The sequence below is a fragment of the Sphaerotilus hippei genome, from assembly GCF_003201595.1.
Taxonomy (GTDB): domain Bacteria; phylum Pseudomonadota; class Gammaproteobacteria; order Burkholderiales; family Burkholderiaceae_C; genus Sphaerotilus; species Sphaerotilus hippei.
This window is the reverse complement of the sequence record NZ_QJJS01000005.1, coordinates 232,408-252,147: the sequence shown is the minus strand read 5'-3', so window position 1 is coordinate 252,147 and position 19,740 is coordinate 232,408. Positions and strand designations below refer to the sequence as shown.

16 protein-coding genes are annotated in these 19,740 nt (G+C 67.7%); 3 read left to right on the top strand and 13 right to left on the bottom strand.

Annotation, left to right across the window (positions count from 1 at the left end; all coding sequences use genetic code 11):
• The first annotated feature begins 56 nt into the window (after positions 1–56).
• Entirely contained in the window at positions 57–1,514 is a 1,458-nt protein-coding gene (gene zwf, locus C7444_RS07830; RefSeq protein WP_110400317.1) for a glucose-6-phosphate dehydrogenase, read from the top strand.
• 35 nt (positions 1,515–1,549) lie between these two features.
• On the top strand, positions 1,550–2,404 hold the full coding sequence (locus tag C7444_RS07825; protein WP_110400316.1) for a MurR/RpiR family transcriptional regulator: 855 nt from the start codon (positions 1,550–1,552) through the stop codon (positions 2,402–2,404).
• Between the two features lie 9 nt (positions 2,405–2,413).
• Here C7444_RS07825 and C7444_RS07820 read toward each other — a convergent pair whose 3' ends face one another.
• The 9 genes from C7444_RS07820 to C7444_RS07780 form a co-directional block, all read right to left on the bottom strand.
• A complete protein-coding gene (locus C7444_RS07820; RefSeq protein WP_110400279.1) occupies positions 2,414–2,704 on the bottom strand; it encodes an STAS domain-containing protein in 291 nt (96 codons plus the stop codon).
• A gap of 3 nt (positions 2,705–2,707) precedes the next feature.
• Positions 2,708–3,313, bottom strand: a complete 606-nt coding sequence (locus C7444_RS07815) for an MlaC/ttg2D family ABC transporter substrate-binding protein (RefSeq protein WP_375136917.1) — start codon at positions 3,311–3,313, stop codon at positions 2,708–2,710.
• A 112-nt stretch (positions 3,314–3,425) separates the two neighbouring features.
• Positions 3,426–4,112, bottom strand: coding sequence for an MlaA family lipoprotein (locus C7444_RS07810; RefSeq protein WP_110400277.1), 687 nt, complete (start codon positions 4,110–4,112; stop codon positions 3,426–3,428).
• Complete coding sequence (mlaD, locus tag C7444_RS07805; protein ID WP_110400276.1) at positions 4,109–4,600, bottom strand: outer membrane lipid asymmetry maintenance protein MlaD; 492 nt, start codon at positions 4,598–4,600, stop codon at positions 4,109–4,111. The genes C7444_RS07810 and mlaD overlap by 4 nt, the downstream gene beginning before the upstream one ends.
• Positions 4,601–4,615: 15 nt before the next feature.
• Positions 4,616–5,395, bottom strand: a complete 780-nt coding sequence (gene mlaE / locus C7444_RS07800; RefSeq protein ID WP_110400275.1) for a lipid asymmetry maintenance ABC transporter permease subunit MlaE — start codon at positions 5,393–5,395, stop codon at positions 4,616–4,618.
• Positions 5,392–6,231, bottom strand: a complete 840-nt coding sequence (locus C7444_RS07795) for an ABC transporter ATP-binding protein (RefSeq protein ID WP_245909448.1) — start codon at positions 6,229–6,231, stop codon at positions 5,392–5,394. Before C7444_RS07795 ends, mlaE begins: the two co-directional genes overlap by 4 nt.
• Positions 6,232–6,432: 201 nt before the next feature.
• Complete coding sequence (locus C7444_RS07790; protein ID WP_110400274.1) at positions 6,433–7,899, bottom strand: glutamate synthase subunit beta; 1,467 nt, start codon at positions 7,897–7,899, stop codon at positions 6,433–6,435.
• Between the two features lie 74 nt (positions 7,900–7,973).
• Positions 7,974–12,737: a glutamate synthase-related protein gene (locus C7444_RS07785; protein WP_110400273.1), complete on the bottom strand. Its 4,764-nt coding sequence runs from the start codon at positions 12,735–12,737 to the stop codon at positions 7,974–7,976.
• A gap of 168 nt (positions 12,738–12,905) precedes the next feature.
• Entirely contained in the window at positions 12,906–13,616 is a 711-nt protein-coding gene (locus C7444_RS07780) for a transposase (protein ID WP_110400272.1), read from the bottom strand.
• Between the two features lie 98 nt (positions 13,617–13,714).
• On the opposite strand from C7444_RS07780, the gene cysK reads away from it, so the two are divergent.
• The gene (cysK, locus tag C7444_RS07775) at positions 13,715–14,638 is read left to right on the top strand and encodes a cysteine synthase A (RefSeq protein ID WP_110400271.1); all 924 of its coding nucleotides are present in this window, start codon (positions 13,715–13,717) and stop codon (positions 14,636–14,638) included.
• Here cysK and C7444_RS07770 read toward each other — a convergent pair whose 3' ends face one another.
• From C7444_RS07770 to C7444_RS07755, 4 genes are all read right to left on the bottom strand, one after another.
• Entirely contained in the window at positions 14,639–15,835 is a 1,197-nt protein-coding gene (locus C7444_RS07770) for a deoxyguanosinetriphosphate triphosphohydrolase (protein ID WP_110400270.1), read from the bottom strand.
• On the bottom strand, positions 15,822–16,943 hold the full coding sequence (gene aroB, locus C7444_RS07765) for a 3-dehydroquinate synthase (protein ID WP_110400269.1): 1,122 nt from the start codon (positions 16,941–16,943) through the stop codon (positions 15,822–15,824). Before aroB ends, C7444_RS07770 begins: the two co-directional genes overlap by 14 nt.
• Before the next feature lie 53 nt (positions 16,944–16,996).
• Positions 16,997–17,593 carry a shikimate kinase gene (locus C7444_RS07760; protein WP_245909447.1) on the bottom strand — a complete coding sequence of 199 codons (597 nt, stop codon included), beginning with the start codon at positions 17,591–17,593 and terminating at the stop codon, positions 16,997–16,999.
• Positions 17,594–17,745: 152 nt separating this feature from the next.
• Entirely contained in the window at positions 17,746–19,722 is a 1,977-nt protein-coding gene (locus tag C7444_RS07755) for an Ig-like domain-containing protein (RefSeq protein ID WP_170130667.1), read from the bottom strand.
• Between the last annotated feature and the right edge of the window lie 18 nt (positions 19,723–19,740).

The following is a 19,740-nucleotide window of genomic DNA, read 5'->3' as shown; positions in this document are numbered from 1 at the left end:
GTGAAACTTAGTTACATCGGGTGCGGCCTGGCACGACACCCGTGAAAGGCGACACGATGTCCTTCGATCTGGTTTTTTTTGGCGGCACCGGCGACCTGACGTGGCGAAAGCTGATGCCCGCCCTGTTCCAGGCCTTCCGCCACGGCAAGCTGCCCCCGGGCGGACGCATCCTGGCGGTGGCCCGCGACGACCGCAGCGATGAAAGCTACCGCGCCTTCATCAAGGAACGTTTCGTCGACGTCGAGAGCTCCAAGCGCCCGAGCGACGACGAGTTCGCCCGTTTTGCCGAGCTGCTGCACTACCGCCGCATGGACCTGTCCCGTGACGAGGACTACGCCGGCCTGAAGTCGTGGATCGACGAACGGGGCGCCGACACGGTGGTGCTCTACCTGGCCACCAGCCCGCACCTGTTCCCCGTGATCTGCGAGAAGCTGGGCGCGGCCGGGCTGAACACGCCGCAGATCCGGGTCGTGCTGGAGAAGCCGCTGGGCCACGACCTGGCGAGCGCGCAGGAGATCAACCGGGTGGTGCGTTCGGTGTACTCGGAGCGCCAGGCCTTCCGCATCGACCACTACCTCGGCAAGCCCTCGGTGCAGAACCTGATGGCGCTGCGCTTCGGCAACGCGCTGTTCGAGCCGCTGTGGCGCCGCGAGAGCATCGCCAACATCCAGATCACGCTGGCCGAATCGCTGGGCGTGGGCACGCGCGGCGACTTCTACGACCGCACCGGCGCGCTGCGCGACATGATCCAGAACCATGCGCTGCAGCTGCTGACGATGATCGCGATGGAGCCGCCGTCGACCGGCGACGCCGACGCGATCCGCGACGAGAAGCTCAAGGTGCTGAAGTCGCTCAAGCCCTTCACGCCCGAGACCGTGGTGCGCGACGTCATCCGTGGCCAGTACCGCGGCGGCAACGTCGCCGGCCAGGCCGTGCCGGGTTACCTCGACGAGCTCAAGGTGCCGGCCGACAGCCACACGGAGACCTTCGTCGCGCTGCGCACCGAGGTGCAGAACTGGCGCTGGGCGGGCGTGCCCTTCTACCTGCGCACCGGCAAGCGCCTGTCGGCGCGTGATGCGCAGATCGTGGTGAATTTCCGCCAGGTGCCGCACCCGATCTTCCCGGGCGCGCACCGGGCCAACAAGCTGGTGATCAAGCTGCAGCCGGAAGACGGGCTGGAGCTGCACCTGCTGGCGGCCAAGGGCAGCGGCACCAATGACGCGCTGGCGCCGGTGTCGCTGGACCTCGACTTCGACAAGGTGTTCCAGACCGATCGGGTCGGTGCCTACGAGCGCCTGCTGCTGGACGCGATCGCCGGGCGCCTGAACCTGTTCGTGCGCAGCGACGAGCAGGAGCAGGCCTGGCGCTGGGTCGAGCCCATCCTCGACAGCTGGCAGCGCTCGCGCGAGAACGGCGGCGAAGGCCCGCGCGGCTATGCCGCCGGCAGCTGGGGGCCGGCGGCCGCCAGCGCGCTGGTCGCCCGTGACAGCCATGCGTGGAGCGAAGAACAGTGACCGGATACGGCAGCCACCCCGCCAACCTGCCCTCGATGCTCGACCGCATCCGCGCCTCGTTGCCGGCGCTGTCGCCGGCCGAGCAGCGGGTGGCGCGCCTGGTGCTGGTGGATGCCCGCAGCTTCGCCGGCCTGCCGGTGGCCGAACTGGCCGAACGGGCCCACGTCAGCAAGCCCACGGTGGTGCGCTTCTGCCGCAGCGTGGGCTACGACGGCCTGGCCGACTTCAAGCTCAAGCTCGCCGGCACCGTCAATGAAGGGGTGCCCTTCGTGCACCGCGCCGTCGACGAGGACGACAAGCCTGGCGACCTGATCGTCAAGGTGATCGACAACGCGGTCAGCGCGCTGCTGAAGTACCGCAACGACGCGGCCGCGCACGCGGTGGGCCGCGCGATCGAGGCGCTGACGACCACGATCCAGCGGGGTGGCCGGCTCGAGTTCTACGGCGTGGGCAACTCCGGCATCGTGGCGCAGGACGCGCAGCACAAGTTCTTCCGGCTGGGCATCAATGCCGTCGCCTACAGCGACGCCCATGTGCAGGTGATGGCCGCGACCATGCTCGGCCCCGACGACTGCGCGGTGCTGATCTCGAACTCCGGCCGCAGCCGGGACCTGATCGACACCGCCGAGATCGCGCGCAAGAAAGGCGCGACCATCATCGTGATGTCGACCAGCGGATGCCCGCTGTCGCAGCATGCGCAGATCATGCTGGCGGTCGACCATCCGGAAGACTACGACCGCTACAGCCCGATGGTCAGCCGGCTGCTGCACCTGACGGTGATCGACATCCTGACCACCGGCGTGGCGCTCAAGCTCGGCCCCGAGCTGCGCACCGTGCTGCAGGAGATCAAGCGCAACCTGCGCCTCAAGCGCGACGTGCCCACCAGCTGAGCCAGCGCCTCAGGCCGCGCCGGATGCGGCCGGATCCTCGATCAGCGTGTCGATGCCATAGAGCCGGGCCAGCGACTGCAGCCGCACCGGCAGGCCCTGCAGCAGCAGGGAGCCGCCCGCGGCCCCTGCCGCACGGCGCAGGCTCAGGATCACCGCCAGCGCTGACGAGTCGAAGACCTGCAGCGCCGACGCGTCGAGCACCGTCGCCTTCGTGCCCTGCGCGGTCATCTGAGCGATCAGTGCGGCGCTGCAGGCCCTGGCCTGATCGTGGGTCAGCCGTTGCGGCAGTTGCAGCGCCATCGCTCAGACCTTGCTGGCGGCGGACTTGTTCTTCGCGGCCAGCTTGGTGATCAGGCCTTCGATGCCCGAGCTGGCGATCTCCTGCGCGAAGCTGGAGCGGTAGTTCTCCACCAGCCAGACCCCCATCACGTTGACGTCGTAGATCTTCCACGCGTCACCGGCCTTCTCGAGGCGGTAGTCGAGCTGGATCGGATCGCCCTTGCCCTTGACCTCGGAGCGCACGATGACCTCGGTGTCCTCGGGCCGCGAGCGCAGCGGGCGGAACTCGATGGTCTGGTCCTTGACCTGCGTGAGCGCGCCGGCGTAGGTGCGCACCAGCAGGGTCTTGAACTCGTCCTGGAGGCGACCCTGCTGCTCGGGCGTCGCCTGGCGCCAGTAGCGGCCGACCGCCGACGAGGTCATGCGCTGGAAGTTCACGTGCGGCAGGATCTTCGCGTCCACCAGGGCGATGATCTTCTTGACATCCCCGGCCTGGATGGTCTTGTCGGCCTTGACCGAATCCACCACCTCGGAGGACACCTGCTTGACCAGCGCATCCGGAGCCACCTGGGCCAGCACCAGCGAGGATGCCAGTGCCAGACCGGCCGCCATCGCGACCGTCCTCATCATCTTCAACATGCTTTCCTTTCTGTGGCGCCGGAAACGGCACCGATTCCCGTAACGGATCATCCGGACGCCAGGACGACAGCCACGGGCCCGGGCGCCGTCCGTCCGGCGAGGATCACTGCTCGCTCTCGTCGGAGAAGATGCGGCTGCGCCGCCGCTGCAGGTAGGCGTCGCGCACGAAGGTGTACTTGTCGAGCGCGATGTCGTCGAGCAGGTTGGTCGCCTGCAGCAGCGAGGCCCGCGTGCTGATCAGCTGGGTGGCGGTCAGCGTGTACTGGGCCGCCGACGGGCTGATGAAGGCCTGCGGCGCGGCGAGCTGGTCGACCGGCAGGCCGACCGAGTCACGCACCGTCGAGGGGCCGAAGATCGGCCAGACGATGTAGGCCCCCGAAGGCACGCCCCAGCGGCCCAGCGTCAGGCCGAAATCCTCGCCGTGGCGCTCGAAACCCAGTTCGGTGGCCACGTCGACGACCCCCAGCATGCCGAACACGGTGTTGCTGCCGAAGCGCATCATGTCGGAGAAGCCCTCGGCGAAACGCCCCTGCAGGAACAGGTTCACCGATGACCAGGCGTCACGCACATTGCCGAAGAAGTTGCTGAAGCCGGTGCGCACGAACATCGGCAGCACGTCGCGGTAGACCGTGGCCACCGGACGGATCACCGCCTCGTCGGCCGCCTCGTTGAACGCGAACACGCCCCGGTTGACCTTCTCGAACGGATCGGGGTTGTCGACCGTGGCGCAGCCGGCACCCGCCAGCGACAGCCAGGCCACGACCAGCCAGGAGAGCAGGCGACGCGTCATTTCAGGGCCTCGGCACTCGCCGGCGCATCGCTGGCGTCAGCGGCCTTGTTGTAGAGGAACTGGCTGATCAACGTCTCGAGCACCACCGCCGACTGGGTCTGGGTGATGCGGTCGCCGTTGGCCAGGTTCTTCGCCTCGGCGCCCGGCTCCAGGCCGATGTACTGCTCGCCCAGCAGGCCGGCGGTGAGGATCTTGGCCGACGAGTCCTTCGGGAACACGAAACGCTGCTCCATGTCGATGACCACCTGGGCCTGATAGGTCTTGTCGTCCAGGCCGATGGTGGCCACGCGCCCCACGACGACCCCGGCGCTCTTGACCGCCGCACGCGGCTTCAGGCCGCCGATGTTGTCGAAGCTGGCCACCACCCGGTAGGTCGGCTCGAACGACACCGACAGCAGGTTGCCCGCCTTCAGGGCCAGGAAAAGCAAGGCTGCCGCACCGATCATCACGAAGAGACCGACCCACACATCATGACGGGACTTCTGCATGTCCTACCCTGTTCTTCAAATCGAAAACATCAGTGCCGTGAGCACGAAGTCGAGCCCCAGCACCGCCAGCGACGCCATCACCACGGTGCGTGTGGTCGCATGGGCCACGCCTTCGGGCGTGGGCTGGCAGAGGTAGCCCTGCAGCAGCGCCACGAAGGTGACGGTCAGCGCGAACACCACGCTCTTGATCACCCCGTTGCCCACGTCGGCGAACACCTCGACCCCGTTCTGCATCTGCGACCAGAACGCCCCCGGATCCACGCCGATGAGCACCACGCCCACCAGCCAGCCCCCGATGATGCCGACCGCGCTGAACACCGCCGACAGCAGGGGCAAGGCGATCAGCCCGCCGATGAAGCGGGGCGCCAGCACGCGCTGCACCGGGTCGACCGCCATCATCTCCATCGCGGCGAGCTGCTCGCCGGATTTCATCAGGCCGATCTCGGCCGTCAGGGCCGTGCCCGCCCGCCCGGCGAACAGCAGGGCCGTGACGACCGGGCCGAGCTCGCGCACCAGCGACAGCGCCACCAGCAGCCCCAGCGCCTCGGACGAGCCGTAGCGCTGCAGCGTGTAGTAGCCCTGCAGGCCGAGCACGAACCCGACGAACAGGCCCGACACCGAGATGATGGCCAGCGACAGGTTGCCGAGGAAGTGCACCTGCTCGACCACCAGGCGCGGACGGCGCAGGGCCGCGGGCAGCAGGGTGATCAGCCGCAGCAGCAGGCGGGTCGCGTGGCCGACGGCACCGAGCCACTCCCGCACGCCCCGCCCGACGGCTTCAGGATGCAGGTTCATGCCCGCCCCCCGAGGCCCAGGTCCTGGGCCAGCGGCACGGCCGGATAGTGGAAACGCACCGGGCCGTCGGGGGCGGCGCTGACGAACTGGCGCACCAGCGGATCGTCGGAAGCCCGCAGCTCGGCCGGCGTGCCCTGGGCGGCCACGCCGCCGTTGGCGATGAAGATGATGTGATCGGCGATCAGGAAGGTCTCGTCGACGTCGTGGGAGACCACGATGCTCGTGACCCCCAGCGCATCGTTGAGATCGCGGATCAGCCGGGCCGAGATGCCCATGGAGATCGGGTCCAGGCCGGCGAAGGGTTCGTCGTACATGATCAGTTCCGGATCGAGCGCGATCGCGCGCGCCAGCGCGACCCGGCGGCTCATGCCCCCCGAGATCTGGCTGGGCATCAGGTCACGCGCGCCCCGCAGGCCGACCGCGTTGAGCTTCATCAGCACCAGGTCACGCACCATCGCCTCGGGCAGGCCCGTGTGCTCGCGCAGCGGGAAGGCGACGTTGTCGAAGACCGACAGGTCGGTGAACAGCGCGCCGAACTGGAACAGCATGCCCATGCGACGGCGCATGGCCATCAGCGCCTGGCGCTCGAGCGTGGCCACGTCGACCCCGTCGAACGACACCGATCCCGACTGCACGTCGAGCTGCCGGCCGATGAGGCGCAGCACCGTGGTCTTGCCCCCGCCGGACGTGCCCATCAGGCCGACGACGGCGCCTCGCGGCACGGACAGGTTCACGTCCCGCAGGACGATCCGGTCACCGTAGCCACAGGTCACCCCGCGCAGCTCGACGAGAGCGGCGGGATCGGGCGCGGAAAGGGGCGGCGGCAAGGAGGACACGAGGCGGTCGGTGGGCAAGAGGAGCGGCACCGGTCCGGTGCCATGGCCGGCATGATAGGGGAAAGCACTGACACCAGTGTGGCCCCCGCGGATGAGGCCTTGCAGCGCCGGGCATGAACAAATGAAAAGGGCCGCCTGGATGGCGGCCCTCGGCATGGCGGTGACGCGTCTCGCCGCAAGGCGGACGCACCGGCCCGGCGATCAACGCGGCAGCGTCGTCGCCCCCATCAGGAACTCGTCGACCGCGCGGGCGGCCTGACGGCCTTCACGGATCGCCCAGACCACCAGCGACTGGCCGCGGCGGATGTCGCCGGCCGCGAAGACCTTGTCGACGTTGGTCTTGTAGCCGCCGTCGAGGTCGGTCGTCGCCTTGGCGTTGCCGCGGGCGTCCTTGCTGACCCCGAAGGCCTCCAGGATGGTGGCCACCGGACTGACGAAGCCCATCGCCAGCAGCACCAGATCGGCCTTGTATTCCTTCTCGGAGCCGGGGATCTCGACCAGCTTGCCGTCCTTGAACTCGACGTTCACGGTCTTCAGGCCGGTGACCTTGCCCTTGTCGCCGACGAATTCCTTGGTCGAGACGGCGAACTCGCGCACGCAGCCTTCTTCGTGGCTGGACGAGGTGCGCAGCTTCAGCGGCCAGTACGGCCAGGTCATCGGGCGGTTCTCTTCTTCCGGCGGACGCGGCATGACCTCGAACTGCGTGACGCTGACCGCGCCGTGGCGGTTGGACGTGCCCACGCAGTCGCTGCCGGTGTCACCACCGCCGATGACGATGACGTGCTTGCCGTCGGCACGGATCTGGTCCTTGATCTTCCCGCCGTGGTTGATGCGGTTCTGCATCGGCAGGAATTCCATCGCGAAATGCACCCCGGCCAGGTCACGGCCCGGCACCGGCAGGTCGCGGCTCTGCTCGGCCCCGCCGGTCAGCAGCACCGCGTCGAACTCGGCCTTCAGCGACTCGGGCGTGACGGTGTCCTTGGCCCAGTTGGTGACCTTGGAGCCCTTGGGCATCTCGCCCACCAGCGTGTTGGTGCGGAACACCACGCCTTCGGCTTCCATCTGCTTGACCCGGCGGTCGATGTGCGACTTCTCCATCTTGAAGTCGGGGATGCCGTAGCGCAGCAGGCCGCCCGGACGGTCGTTCTTCTCGAACAGCGTCACGTCGTGGCCGGCACGGGCCAGCTGCTGGGCTGCGGCCAGACCGGCCGGGCCGGAGCCGACGATGGCGATCTTCTTGCCCGTGCGGACCTTGGGCAGCTGCGGCACGACCCAGCCTTCGTCCCAGGCGCGGTCGATGATCGCGTGCTCGATGGACTTGATGCCCACGGCGTCGTCGTTCACGTTCAGCGTGCAGGCTGCCTCGCACGGCGCCGGGCAGATGCGGCCGGTGAACTCGGGGAAGTTGTTGGTGCTGTGCAGCACCGTGATCGCGTTCTTCCAGTCGCCCTGGAAGACCAGGTCGTTGAAGTCCGGGATGATGTTGTTGACCGGGCAGCCGTTGTTGCAGAACGGCGTGCCGCAGTCCATGCAGCGCGCCGCCTGCACCTTCGTGTCGTCGGCCTTCAGGCCGATGACAAATTCCTTGTAGTTCTTCAGGCGCTTCTCGACGGGCTCGTAGCCCTCCTCGAGGCGCTCGAATTCCATGAAACCAGTGACCTTACCCATGATGCGTCCACTCTCGCGATAGTTCTGTCAGGACGGCCGCAGCGCGTGTCGCGGCTGCGGCCGGGGCTCCACAATTACTTGGCCGCGACGGCCTGAGCCGCCTTGCCGTCGCCCTTCACGTCACCCTTGGCCCGGGCGATGGTCTCGTCGGCAGCCTTGGTGGCGTTGATCTCGCCCAGCGCACGCTTGTACTCGTGCGGGAACACCTTGACGAACCGGGCGCGAGCCTCGCTCCAGTTGTCGAGGATGTCGCGGGCCCGCAGCGAGCCGGTCCAGCGGTGGTGGTCCTCGACCAGCTTCTTCAGCAGCGCCTCGTCGGTCTGGCCCTTGTGCCAGATCGCCAGGTCCATGGTCTGCTCCTGCTCGGCCGCGGTCAGCACCTTGTCCAGGGCGACCTGGGCGGTGTTGCAGCGGCTGGCGAAGGCGCCGTCCTCGTCGTAGACATAGGCGACGCCACCGGACATGCCGGCCGCGAAGTTGCGGCCGGTGCGACCCAGCACGACGGCGGTGCCGCCGGTCATGTATTCGCAGCCATGGTCACCCGTGCCTTCGACGACCGCCGTCGCGCCCGACAGGCGCACGGCAAAACGCTCGCCCGCCACGCCGCGGAAGAAGGCCTCGCCGCTGGTCGCGCCGATCAGCACCGTGTTGCCGACGATGATGTTCTTCGACGCATCGCCGCGGAACTCGATCGACGGACGCACCACGATGCGGCCGCCCGACAGGCCCTTGCCGGTGTAGTCGTTGGCTTCACCGATCAGGTAGAAGGTGATGCCGTTGGCCAGGAAGGCGCCGAAGCTCTGGCCGCCCGTGCCTTCCATCTGCACGAAGATCGACTCGTCGGCCAGCCCGTCCGGATGGTGCTTGATCAGCTCGCCCGACAGCATCGCGCCGACCGAGCGGTTGACGTTGCGCACGTCCTCCATGAACTGGACCTTCTCGCCCTTCTCGATCGCGGCGCGGGCCTTCTCGATGAGCTTGTTGTCCAGCGCCTTGCCCAGGCCGTGGTCCTGCTCGGAGACGTGCATGCGCGGCACGTCCGCCGGCACCGACGGCTGGAAGAACACGCGGCTGAAGTCCAGGCCCTTGGCCTTCCAGTGGCTGATGGCCTTGCGGGTGTCGAGCAGGTCGGCACGACCGACCAGGTCGTCGAACCTGCGGATGCCCAGCTGCGCCATGATCTGGCGCGCTTCCTCGGCGACGAAGAAGAAGTAGTTGACGACGTGCTCGGGCTTGCCGGTGAACTTCTTGCGCAGCACCGGATCCTGCGTGGCCACGCCCACCGGGCAGGTGTTCAGGTGGCACTTGCGCATCATGATGCAGCCCTCGACCACCAGCGGCGCGGTGGCGAAGCCGAATTCGTCGGCACCCAGCAGCGCGCCGATGACGACGTCACGGCCGGTCTTCATCTGGCCGTCGGCCTGCACGCGCACGCGGCCGCGCAGGCGGTTGAGCACCAGGGTCTGCTGGGTCTCGGCCAGGCCGAGTTCCCACGGCGTGCCGCAGTGCTTGATCGACGACCAGGGCGAGGCGCCCGTGCCGCCGTCGTGGCCGGCGATCACGATGTGGTCGGCCTTGCACTTGGTCACGCCCGCGGCGATGGTGCCCACGCCCACCTCGGACACCAGCTTGACGCTGATGGACGAGGCCGGATTGACGTTCTTCAGGTCGTGGATCAGCTGGGCCAGATCCTCGATCGAGTAGATGTCGTGGTGCGGCGGGGGCGAGATCAGGCCCACGCCCGGCACCGAGTGGCGCAGCCGGCCGATGTACTCGGACACCTTGCCGCCCGGCAGCTGGCCGCCCTCGCCCGGCTTGGCGCCCTGGGCCATCTTGATCTGGATCTGGTCGGCCGACACCAGGTATTCGGTGGTCACGCCAAAACGGCCCGACGCGACCTGCTTGATGCGCGAGCGCAGGCTGTCGCCGTCCTTCATCGTGTAGTCGGCTTCGATCACCTTGCTGCCGACCACGTCCGACACCTTGGTGCCGTCGACGATCTGGATGCCCTTGAGCTCGTTGCGATAACGCGCCGGATCCTCGCCCCCTTCACCGGTGTTGGACTTGCCGCCGATGCGGTTCATCGCCAGCGCCAGCGTCGAGTGGGCTTCGGTCGAGATCGAGCCCAGCGACATCGCGCCGGTGGCGAAGCGCTTGACGATGTCGGCGGCCGATTCGACCTCCTCCAGCGGGATCGCCTTGCTCGGGTCGAGCTTGAACTCGAACAGGCCGCGCAGCGTCAGGTGGCGCTTGCTCTGGTCGTTGATGAGCTGGGCGTATTCCTTGTAGGTGTCGAACTTGCCCGAGCGGGTGCTGTGCTGCAGCTTGGCGATCGCGTCGGGCGTCCACATGTGCTCCTCGCCACGGGCGCGCCAGGCGTACTCGCCGCCGGTCTCCAGCATCGAGGCCAGCACCGGATCGTCGCCGAAGGCGGCGCGGTGGTTGCGGATCGACTCCTCGGCCACCTCGAACACGCCGATGCCCTCGACCTGCGTCGGGGTGCCGCGAAAGTACTTGGCGATCAGGTCGCGGTTCAGGCCGATGGCCTCGAACAGCTGCGAGCCGCAGTAGGACATGTAGGTCGACACGCCCATCTTGGACATGATCTTCGACAGGCCCTTGCCGATCGCCTTGACGTAGTTGTAGATCGCCTTGTCGGCCGACAGCTTGCCCGGCAGCGACTGGTGCATCTCGACCAGGGTCTCCATCGCCAGGTAGGGGTGCACGGCCTCGGCGCCGTAGCCGGCCAGCACCGCGAAGTGGTGCACCTCGCGGGCCGAACCGGTCTCGACCACCAGACCGGCGGTCGTGCGCAGGCCCTCGCGCACCAGGTGGTGGTGGATGGCCGACAGCGCCAGCAGCGCCGGGATGGCCACGTTGCCGCGGTCCATGTAGCGGTCGGTGATGATCAGGATGTTGTGGCCACCCTTGAGCGCATCGACCGCCTCGGCGCACAGCGACGCGAGCTTGGCTTCCACGCCCTGATGGCCCCAGGCCAGCGGGTAGGTGATGTTCAGCTCATGCGACTTGAACTTGCCACCGGTGTGGCGCTCGATGCCGCGCAGGCGCGCCATGTCGGCGAAATCGAGCACCGGCTGGGCCACCTCGAGGCGCATCGGCGGGTTGACCGCGTTGATGTCCAGCAGGTTGGGCTTCGGGCCGATGAAGCTGTTGAGCGACATCACGATGGCTTCGCGGATCGGGTCGATCGGCGGGTTCGTGACCTGGGCGAACAGCTGCTTGAAGTAGTTGTAGAGCGGCTTGTTCTTGTCGCTCAGCACGGCCAGCGGGCTGTCGTTGCCCATCGAGCCGATGCCTTCCTCGCCGTTGGCCGCCATCGGTGCCATCAGGAACTTGATGTCTTCCTGGGTGTAGCCGAAGGCCTGCTGGCGATCGAGCAGCGACTCGCCCGACACTGCGGCAGCCAGCTCCGCCGGGATCTGGTCGAGCTTGATGCGCACGTTCTCGATCCACTGGCGGTAGGGCTTGGCCGAGGCGAACTGGTTCTTCAGCTCCTCGTCGTCGACGATGCGGCCCTGCTCGAAGTCGATCAGGAACATCTTGCCCGGCTGCAGGCGCCACTTCTTGATGATCTTGTTCTCCGGAATCATCGGCAGCACGCCGGTTTCCGAAGCCATCACGACCAGGTCGTCGTCGGTGACGATGTAGCGGGCCGGGCGCAGGCCGTTGCGGTCCAGCGTCGCGCCGATCTGCTTGCCGTCGGTGAAGACCATCGCGGCCGGGCCGTCCCACGGCTCGATCATCGCGGCGTGGTATTCATAGAACGCGCGGCGGCGCTCGTCCATCGTCGTGTGCTGCTCCCAGGCTTCCGGGATCATCATCATCGCGGCGTGGGCCAGCGAGTAGCCGCTCATCGTCAGCAGCTCGAGCGCGTTGTCGAAGGTGGCGGTGTCGCTCTGGCCCTCGAAGCTGATCGGGTAGAGCTTCTTCAGGTCGTCACCCAGCACCGGCGACTTCATCACGCCTTCGCGGGCGCGCATCCAGTTGAAGTTGCCCTTGACGGTGTTGATCTCGCCGTTGTGCGCCACCATCCGGTACGGGTGGGCCAGCGGCCACTCGGGGAAGGTGTTGGTCGAGAAGCGCTGGTGCACCAGCGCCAGCGCCGAGGTGCAGGCCGGATCCTGCAGGTCCAGGTAGTACTTGCCCACCTGGTCGGCCAGCAGCAGGCCCTTGTAGATGATCGTGCGGCAGCTCATGCTGGGCACGTAGTACTCGCGGCTGTGCGTCAGCTTGAGCGCCTGGATCGCGGCCGAGGCGGTCTTGCGGATCACGTAGAGCTTGCGCTCGAGCGCGTCGGGCACGATCACGTCGGCGCCCCGGCCGATGAAGATCTGGCGGATCACCGGCTCGGTCTTGCGCACCGTGGGTGACATCGGCATGTCGGCATCCACCGGCACGTCGCGCCAGCCCAGCAGCACCTGGCCTTCGGCCTTGACCGCCCGCTCGAGCTCCTGCTCGCAGGCCAGGCGCGAGGCGTGTTCCTTGGGCAGGAAGATCATGCCCACGCCGTACTCGCCCAGCGGCGGCAGGGCGATGCCCTGCTTGGCCATCTCGGCGCGGAAGAAGTCGTCCGGGATCTGGATCAGGATGCCCGCACCGTCGCCCATCAGCGCGTCGGCGCCGACGGCGCCCCGGTGGTCGAGGTTCTCGAGGATCTTCAGACCCTGCTCGACGATGGAATGTGCCTTCTGGCCCTTGATGTGCGCCACGAAGCCGACGCCGCAGGCGTCGTGCTCGTTGGCCGGGTCATACAACCCGCCAGCGGCGAGGGCGTGGATCTCTTGTTGGGACGCGGGTCCCGAGGCAGCCTGAGTCATGGCGCACTCCTACGAATGACGGGATAGAAAACTGCGCGAATTTACAGCAGCGCTCACTGACCCTCAAGCAGAATAAAATGGGGTCAGACTCGAATAGAAACCAAACGATCAGCAGCAGAATTTAATTAGGGACAGATCAAAGCGGGCCGCAGGCACCAAAGCGGAGAGTCAAGCGGCCCCGCCGTCCCGAGTCGGTGCATGCCGGGGCCGCCCACGGGGCCGGGGCGCGACGGGTCGCCCTGTGGAGGTGCCCACACGTGCAAGGAAGGGGCCAGATCCCAGCACCCAACCCTTCAGGGCGCTGTCGGTCATCTGTTGCACCTGCACATCGGGCAGCGGCTCGTCGAGCAGGCGCTGCCAGGCCATCTCGCGCTCGAACGGCGTGTTGCCCTGGGCCCAGAACGGCATCGGCTCGCTGATCAGCGCATCACGCCGGCGCCCGACATGGTGGGCGGCGCTGGACCACGGCCAGTCGGCCGCATGCAGGCACAGCCCGGCGCGCACCGGGTTCTGCTCGATGTAGCGCATGCAGGGCAGCGTGTAGGGCTCGGGCTCGATCACCGTGGCCCGGTAGCGCCCTTCCCAGATCGTGCCGCTGCGGCCGTGGCGGCGGTTGAACGCCGCCACGTAACGCCGCCCCAGGCCCTGCATCAGCAGCCCCAGCGCGGCCTCGTCGGGCGGCGTCAGCAGCAGGTGCACATGCTCGGCCATCAGCACGTAGGCGTGCACGGCCACGCGCAGCGAGGCCGCGACGTCCTGCAGCGCCGCCAGATAGGCCTGCCGGTCGGCATCGTCGAGGAAGATGGCCTGGCGGTTGTGCCCCCGCTGGATGACATGGTGGGGCAGACCGGGAAGCACGAGTCGGGACAGGCGGGCCATGGACGGTTCCGGGGAAAACGCGATTGTCGACGCCGCGCGTGGGCGCTGTCGATGCGACAGAATCAGCACAACACCCGGACCTCACAGGAGATGTCGTCATGAAAGCAGCCAACGTGCTGGCCACCATCGGCCAGACGCCCCACATCCGCATCAACCGCCTCTTCGGCGACGCCGAGGTCTGGATCAAGTCCGAGCGCAGTAACCCGGGCGGCTCGATCAAGGACCGCATCGCGCTGGCGATGATCGAGGCGGCCGAGGCCAGCGGCGCGCTGCAGCCGGGCAGCACCATCATCGAGCCGACCTCGGGCAACACCGGCGTCGGCCTGGCGATGGTGGCCGCCGTCAAGGGCTATCCGCTGGTGCTGGTGATGCCCGAGAGCATGAGCCTGGAGCGCCGCCGCCTGATGCTGGCCTACGGTGCCCGCTTCGTGCTGACGCCGCGCGAGAAAGGCATGAAGGGCGCGATCGAGAAGGCCCAGGAACTGGTGGCCAGCACGGCCGGGGCCTGGATGCCGCAGCAGTTCGAGAATCCGGCCAACATCGACGTGCACGTGCGCACCACCGCCCGGGAGATCCTGACCGACTTCCCCGACGGCCTCGATGCGCTGATCACCGGCGTGGGCACCGGCGGCCACATCAGCGGCTGCGCCCAGGTGCTCAAGACCGCCTGGCCGCAGCTGAAGGTCTTTGCGGTCGAGCCGGCCGCCTCGCCGGTGATCAGCGGCGGCAAGCCCTCGCCTCACCCGATCCAGGGCATCGGCGCCGGCTTCATCCCGGCCAACCTGAAGACCGAATGGCTCGACGGCGTGATCCAGGTCGAGGCCGAGGCGGCCAAGGAGATGGCCCGCCGCAGCGCCCGCGAGGAAGGCCTGCTGGTGGGCATCTCCAGCGGCGCGACGCTGGCGGCCATCGCCCAGAAGCTGGCCGAGCTGCCGGCCGGCAGCCGGGTGCTGGGCTTCAACTACGACACCGGCGAGCGCTACCTGTCGACCGACGGCTTCCTGCCGGTCGAGGCCGCCTGATCAGGGCGACGCGAAGAGCTGCAGGCCGGTGAGCCGTTCGTGCTCGCGCACGGCGAACCGGTCGGTCATGCCGGCGATGTAGTCGGCCACCGAACGCCGCAGCAGCGGCGACTGCGCGTATTCGGGCGGCATCTCGCCCGGGTCCGCCTCGTAGCAGGCGAACAGCTCGCGCACCACCCGGCAGGCCCGCCCGGTGGTGTCCATCACCTGGGGATGGCGGTAGAGCGCCCGGAACAGGAAACGCTTGAGCTGGCGGCTGGCCCGCTGCATCTCCGGGCTGAAGCCCACCAGCGCCGGCCCGGCCCGCACGGCCTCGACCGATCCGGGACGCTGCTGGCGCAGGCGCTCGCCGGTCGCGTCGATCACGTCGTAGACCTGCGCCGACAGCATGCGCCGCAGGATCTCGGCCAGCAGCCGGCTGCGCTTCATCTGCGCCAGCCCGGGGTGCTCGCCCAGCGCCTCGGCGTGGAAACGCGCGAACAGCGGCACCGAGCAGAGCTGGTCGATCGTGATCAGCCCCGAACGCACCCCGTCGTCGACATCGTGGGCGTTGTAGGCGATCTCGTCGGCCAGGTTGGCCAGCTGCGCCTCCAGGCTGGGCTGGGTGCGATCCAGGAAACGCCGGCCGATGCCTCCCGGCTCGTGCGCCTCGATCCAGCGGGCGACCCGCTTCGAGCAGTGCTTGAGCACCCCCTCGCGGGTCTCGAAGCTCAGGTTCAGGCCATCGAAGGTCGGGTAACGCTGCTCCAGCACGTCGATCACGCGCAGGCTCTGCAGGTTGTGCTCGAAGCCGCCGTAGGGCGCCATGCAGGCGTGCAGCTCGTCCTGGCCGGCATGGCCGAAAGGGGTGTGACCCAGGTCGTGGGCCAGCGCGATGGCCTCGACCAGATCCTCGTGCAGCCCGAGGCTGCGGGCGATCGAGCGCCCCAGCTGCGCCACCTCCAGCGAGTGGGTCAGCCGGGTGCGGAACAGATCGCCCTCGTGGTTGAGGAAGACCTGGGTCTTGTAGACCAGCCGCCGGAACGCCGTGCTGTGCACGATGCGGTCACGGTCACGCTGGTAGTCGTTGCGGGTCGGAGCCGGCGGCTCCGCATGGCGCCGGCCGCGGCCGGTCTCGGGACGCGAGGCGTACGGCGCCAGCACCCCGGCCGGCGCACGGGCGCCGGCGCTCGTGCGGCGGGATTCAGCAGCAGGCATCCAGCACGCCGGTGACCATCGTGTCGGGCGCACCCTGCATGCGGGCCGAGCCCAGGCGATCGATCACGACGAAGCGGATCTCGCCCCCCTCGGCCTTCTTGTCCACGCGCATCAGCTCCAGGTAACGCGCCGCCCCCAGCGCCGGACCCCGCACCGGCAGGCCGGCCCGCACGCAGAGCGCCTCGAGGCGCTCGCGGAAAGCCGCCGGCATCAGCCCCAGCCGCACCGACAGCTCGGCCGCCATGACCATGCCACAGCCCACGCCCTCGCCGTGCAGCCACTCGCCGTAGCCCAGGCCCGCCTCGATCGCGTGGCCGAAGGTGTGGCCGAAGTTCAGGATGGCGCGCACGCCCCCTTCCCGCTCGTCGCTGCCGACCACGGCCGCCTTGATCTCGCAGGAGCGGCGCACCGCATGCGCCAGCGCCACCTTGTCACGGGCCATCAGCGCGTCGATGTGCGCCTCGATCCAGGACAGGAACTCGGGGTCCGCGATCGGGCCGTACTTGATCACCTCGGCCAGGCCCGCCGACAGCTCCCGGATCGGCAGCGTGTCCAGCGTGTCCAGGTCGCAGATCACCCGCTGCGGCTGGTAGAACGCGCCGATCATGTTCTTGCCCATCGGGTGGTTGATCGCGGTCTTGCCGCCCACCGACGAATCGACCTGGGCCAGCAGGGTGGTCGGCACCTGCACGAAGGGCACGCCGCGCATGTAGCAGGCCGCGGCAAAACCCGTCATGTCGCCCACCACGCCGCCGCCCAGCGCGAACAGCACCGTCTTGCGGTCGCAGGCCTGGCCAAGCAGCTCGTCGTAGATCCGCTCGAGCGTGGCCGCATCCTTGTGGGCCTCGCCGTCCGGCAGCGCCAGCACCCGCACGCGCGGGTAATGCGGCTGCAGCGCCGCCTGCACCCGCTCGGCGTAGAGCGGGGCCACCGTGGTGTTGGTGACGATCAGGGCGGTCGACGCGCGAGGCAGCCCGGCCCAGGTCTCGGCACGATCGAGCAGGCCCGACCCGATCAGGATGTCGTAGCTGCGGTCCCCCAGGTCGACACGGACCGTGACAGGATCGGCGGCAGCCGTCGGCGAAGCAGGAGCGGTCTTGGCGTTCATGCAGCGAGTTTAACGAGTGCCCTGCCCCGCCAGGCCGCCGCACCCGCCGCCCCTCAGTGCCTCAGCGTGGCCGACTTGACCAGCTGGTTGTCGACGACCCCCGCCAGCTCCAGCTGCATCAGGATCATGTTGACCATGTGGCTGACCGACGGCCGGCCGGTCTCGACGGTGTAGTGCGCCACTTCCTGATAGAGCGGATCACGGTCGCGGTAGAGCTCGCGCAGCTTGCGCAGCGGATCGGCCACCTGCAGCAGCGGGCGCTGCGTATCGTGGCGCAGGCGCCGGTACAGCTCCTCGGGCGTCGCGCGCAGGTAGAGCACGACGGTGTTGGCCTTCAGTGCCGCCCGGTTCTCGGGCCTCAGCACCGCACCGCCACCGGTGGCCAGCACATGGGCCGGCCGCTTCACGAGCTCGGCGATCGTGTCGGCCTCGATCTGCCGGAACGCGACCTCGCCATGCTGCTCGAAGAACGACCGGATGCTGCAGCCGATGCGCCGCTCGATCTCGACGTCCACATCGGCAAACGGCACCCCCAGCATGTGCGCCAGCTGGCGACCGGCCGTGGTCTTGCCGGCGCCGGGCATGGCGACCAGGCTGATGATGGGCAGGGGCGGAACCCCAGACGACGGAGGAACGGACGGATCAGGCATGACCACAGGTGCGTTGAGCGCAGCATCGAAACGAAACGGCCATCGAACCCTGTGGATTCGACGGCCGCAACGCCTAAGGGACGGAGACAGCGGTGTCAGGGATCTGACACGGGACGACAGTCTATCGGGATCGCCCGCAGCAGCCCGCCTCCCTACTGGACCATCCCGATGTCGAACGTGTAGGTCTGACCCGCAGGCATCTTGATCTCCAGGTCCAGAGGACCCGACGCCTCCAGCGCTTTCGAACAGTCACTCAGCTCAGCCGTCACGCGGTGAGCCGTTGCCCCAGTGACCGTCGATGGAATCGGCGTGAAGTCCACGCTGACGGCAGCCCCCTTGGCCTTCGTCGTCGCGGTCAATGTGGCTCCCGCCGGTATTGGATTGCCACCCAGAGCATCTGCAGCGATATTGGCATCCCGAATGCAGATCAATTGCGAGACTCGGCAGCTGGCCAAGCTCGGCCGCAAACTCAACGCACTCAGCGTCGTCAAGGCCGCCGTGCTTTTGGCATCACACCCGAGGACACTATCAAACGCGAACAGCCTGGGCTCGGCAGCACTGTTCGACAGGGTGAACACCCGGCTCACCCTCACGTAGGAATTTCCATCCCAGACACCGTTCTTAGCCGAGCCGGCGAGGTACTCGCCAGTCGCCGTATCCAGCGACGAATTTTCGTCTTTGTCGACAAAAACCTCGCCCAGATCATCGAATGACTCGCCTGCAGTGTAAAGATTATCGCCACTGCTATCGACGAAAGATTCTTCGCCCTGCGCAAATGCGACCACCGTGACCCGACCATTTGGCGGCCGATAGTTGCTCGTCACGAACTTGACGGAACAAACTCCGCTGACCGTCGTGCAGCGAGCCGGAATGACACTCGCACCTTCGGCGACAAAACTGACGGAAGTGCCATCAGGCACAGGATTGCCGAATCGGTCATTGAGTTGCACACGAATCGCGCTTTCCGTCCCGTCGACCGACCAGCCATCAACGTTGTAGGTCGCGGCAGAAAAACTGACCGCACGCTGGGTCGGCAGGCCGGCATTGATCGCCAGCACATTGGAGACGGTCGAAAGTTTGGTACCGGCAGGCGTGGTGTACTCCGCACGGACACGCACCGGCGTCGGGATGGACCCCGACTTCACCGAAACCTGCGCGATGCCCGAGGTATCGGTCTGGGTCTGCTGGCTCAAGGGATACAGCGTGGCGACACCCGCGATGTCGAGCGAGAAGTTCACGGTGCTGCCAGCCACCGGGTTGGCGTACTGGTCCCGGAGGCGGAACTTGACGACCGCGGATTCATCACAGCCGCTGCCTGCCAGACAGATCTTTTCTGGCGAAGACGACACGTATTCAAGCGCCAACGCCACGGGCGCAGCCACGACAAGGTCAACCTGACGTTGCTGACTGGTCCCGACGATGGAGGCACTGATGCGGTCAGTGCCCGCACAGCCCTTGTCCTGATAAGTGATCGAGGCGGTGGTGCCGGTCACCGTCACCGTCGTCGGCGAGAGCACCGCCTTACCGGAGCTCGCGCAGGTCGACGAGAAGTTCACGGTCACGGGCGACGTCGCCGAGGCCCCGGTGACGTCGACACCAATGGCCGATGCCCCGTAAGCATCGATGGGCGCAGGAGATGCCGTCATGTTGGCCAGGGCGACATCGACAGCAGAAACGGTGAATGCAGCCCGAGTGCTCAGGGTCGAGGTGCTCGACAACTCCGCTGCTGCCGTGACGTAATCGGCACCGAGCGTCCCGGACACCGGGGTAATACTGGCCGCGGCAACTCCATTCGTGTCGGTCAATACACTGTCCGGAGACACCGTCGCCTTGCCGGCCGTCACGGCAAATCGGACGATCACACCACTCATCGGCGTGCCATCGGATTTTTTCACCAGGGCAGAGACCGTGCCAGGCGTGGAGGCACTCACGGTGCTGCTCGACAAACTCAGGACGACCGTACCTGCCGTGGAAGATGAAACGGTCTCGCTCGTCGTTGTGGACGTTCCCGTGGAGCCGGTTCCATCAAAGACCGATGAACCAGAGGCACCGCCTCCACCGCCGCAGGCCACCAGCGTGGCTGCGGCCACAGCACACAGAACGCGCGCCACCATATTCACTGCAATCATCACTCGCTTCCCCTGTCT

Bases quoted from the DNA above. Each gene is read 5' to 3' on its own strand.
- zwf (WP_110400317.1), top strand. From the start codon at position 57: ATGTCCTTCGATCTGGTTTTTTTTGGCGGCACCGGCGACCTGACGTGG.
- C7444_RS07825 (WP_110400316.1), top strand. From the start codon at position 1,550: ATGCTCGACCGCATCCGCGCCTCGTTGCCGGCGCTGTCGCCGGCCGAG.
- C7444_RS07820 (WP_110400279.1), bottom strand. From the start codon at position 2,704: ATGGCGCTGCAACTGCCGCAACGGCTGACCCACGATCAGGCCAGGGCC.
- C7444_RS07815 (WP_375136917.1), bottom strand. From the start codon at position 3,313: ATGATGAGGACGGTCGCGATGGCGGCCGGTCTGGCACTGGCATCCTCG.
- C7444_RS07810 (WP_110400277.1), bottom strand. From the start codon at position 4,112: ATGACGCGTCGCCTGCTCTCCTGGCTGGTCGTGGCCTGGCTGTCGCTG.
- mlaD (WP_110400276.1), bottom strand. From the start codon at position 4,600: ATGCAGAAGTCCCGTCATGATGTGTGGGTCGGTCTCTTCGTGATGATC.
- mlaE (WP_110400275.1), bottom strand. From the start codon at position 5,395: ATGAACCTGCATCCTGAAGCCGTCGGGCGGGGCGTGCGGGAGTGGCTC.
- C7444_RS07790 (WP_110400274.1), bottom strand. From the start codon at position 7,899: ATGGGTAAGGTCACTGGTTTCATGGAATTCGAGCGCCTCGAGGAGGGC.
- C7444_RS07785 (WP_110400273.1), bottom strand. From the start codon at position 12,737: ATGACTCAGGCTGCCTCGGGACCCGCGTCCCAACAAGAGATCCACGCC.
- C7444_RS07780 (WP_110400272.1), bottom strand. From the start codon at position 13,616: ATGGCCCGCCTGTCCCGACTCGTGCTTCCCGGTCTGCCCCACCATGTC.
- cysK (WP_110400271.1), top strand. From the start codon at position 13,715: ATGAAAGCAGCCAACGTGCTGGCCACCATCGGCCAGACGCCCCACATC.
- C7444_RS07770 (WP_110400270.1), bottom strand. From the start codon at position 15,835: ATGCCTGCTGCTGAATCCCGCCGCACGAGCGCCGGCGCCCGTGCGCCG.
- aroB (WP_110400269.1), bottom strand. From the start codon at position 16,943: ATGAACGCCAAGACCGCTCCTGCTTCGCCGACGGCTGCCGCCGATCCT.
- C7444_RS07760 (WP_245909447.1), bottom strand. From the start codon at position 17,593: ATGCCTGATCCGTCCGTTCCTCCGTCGTCTGGGGTTCCGCCCCTGCCC.
- C7444_RS07755 (WP_170130667.1), bottom strand. From the start codon at position 19,722: ATGATTGCAGTGAATATGGTGGCGCGCGTTCTGTGTGCTGTGGCCGCA.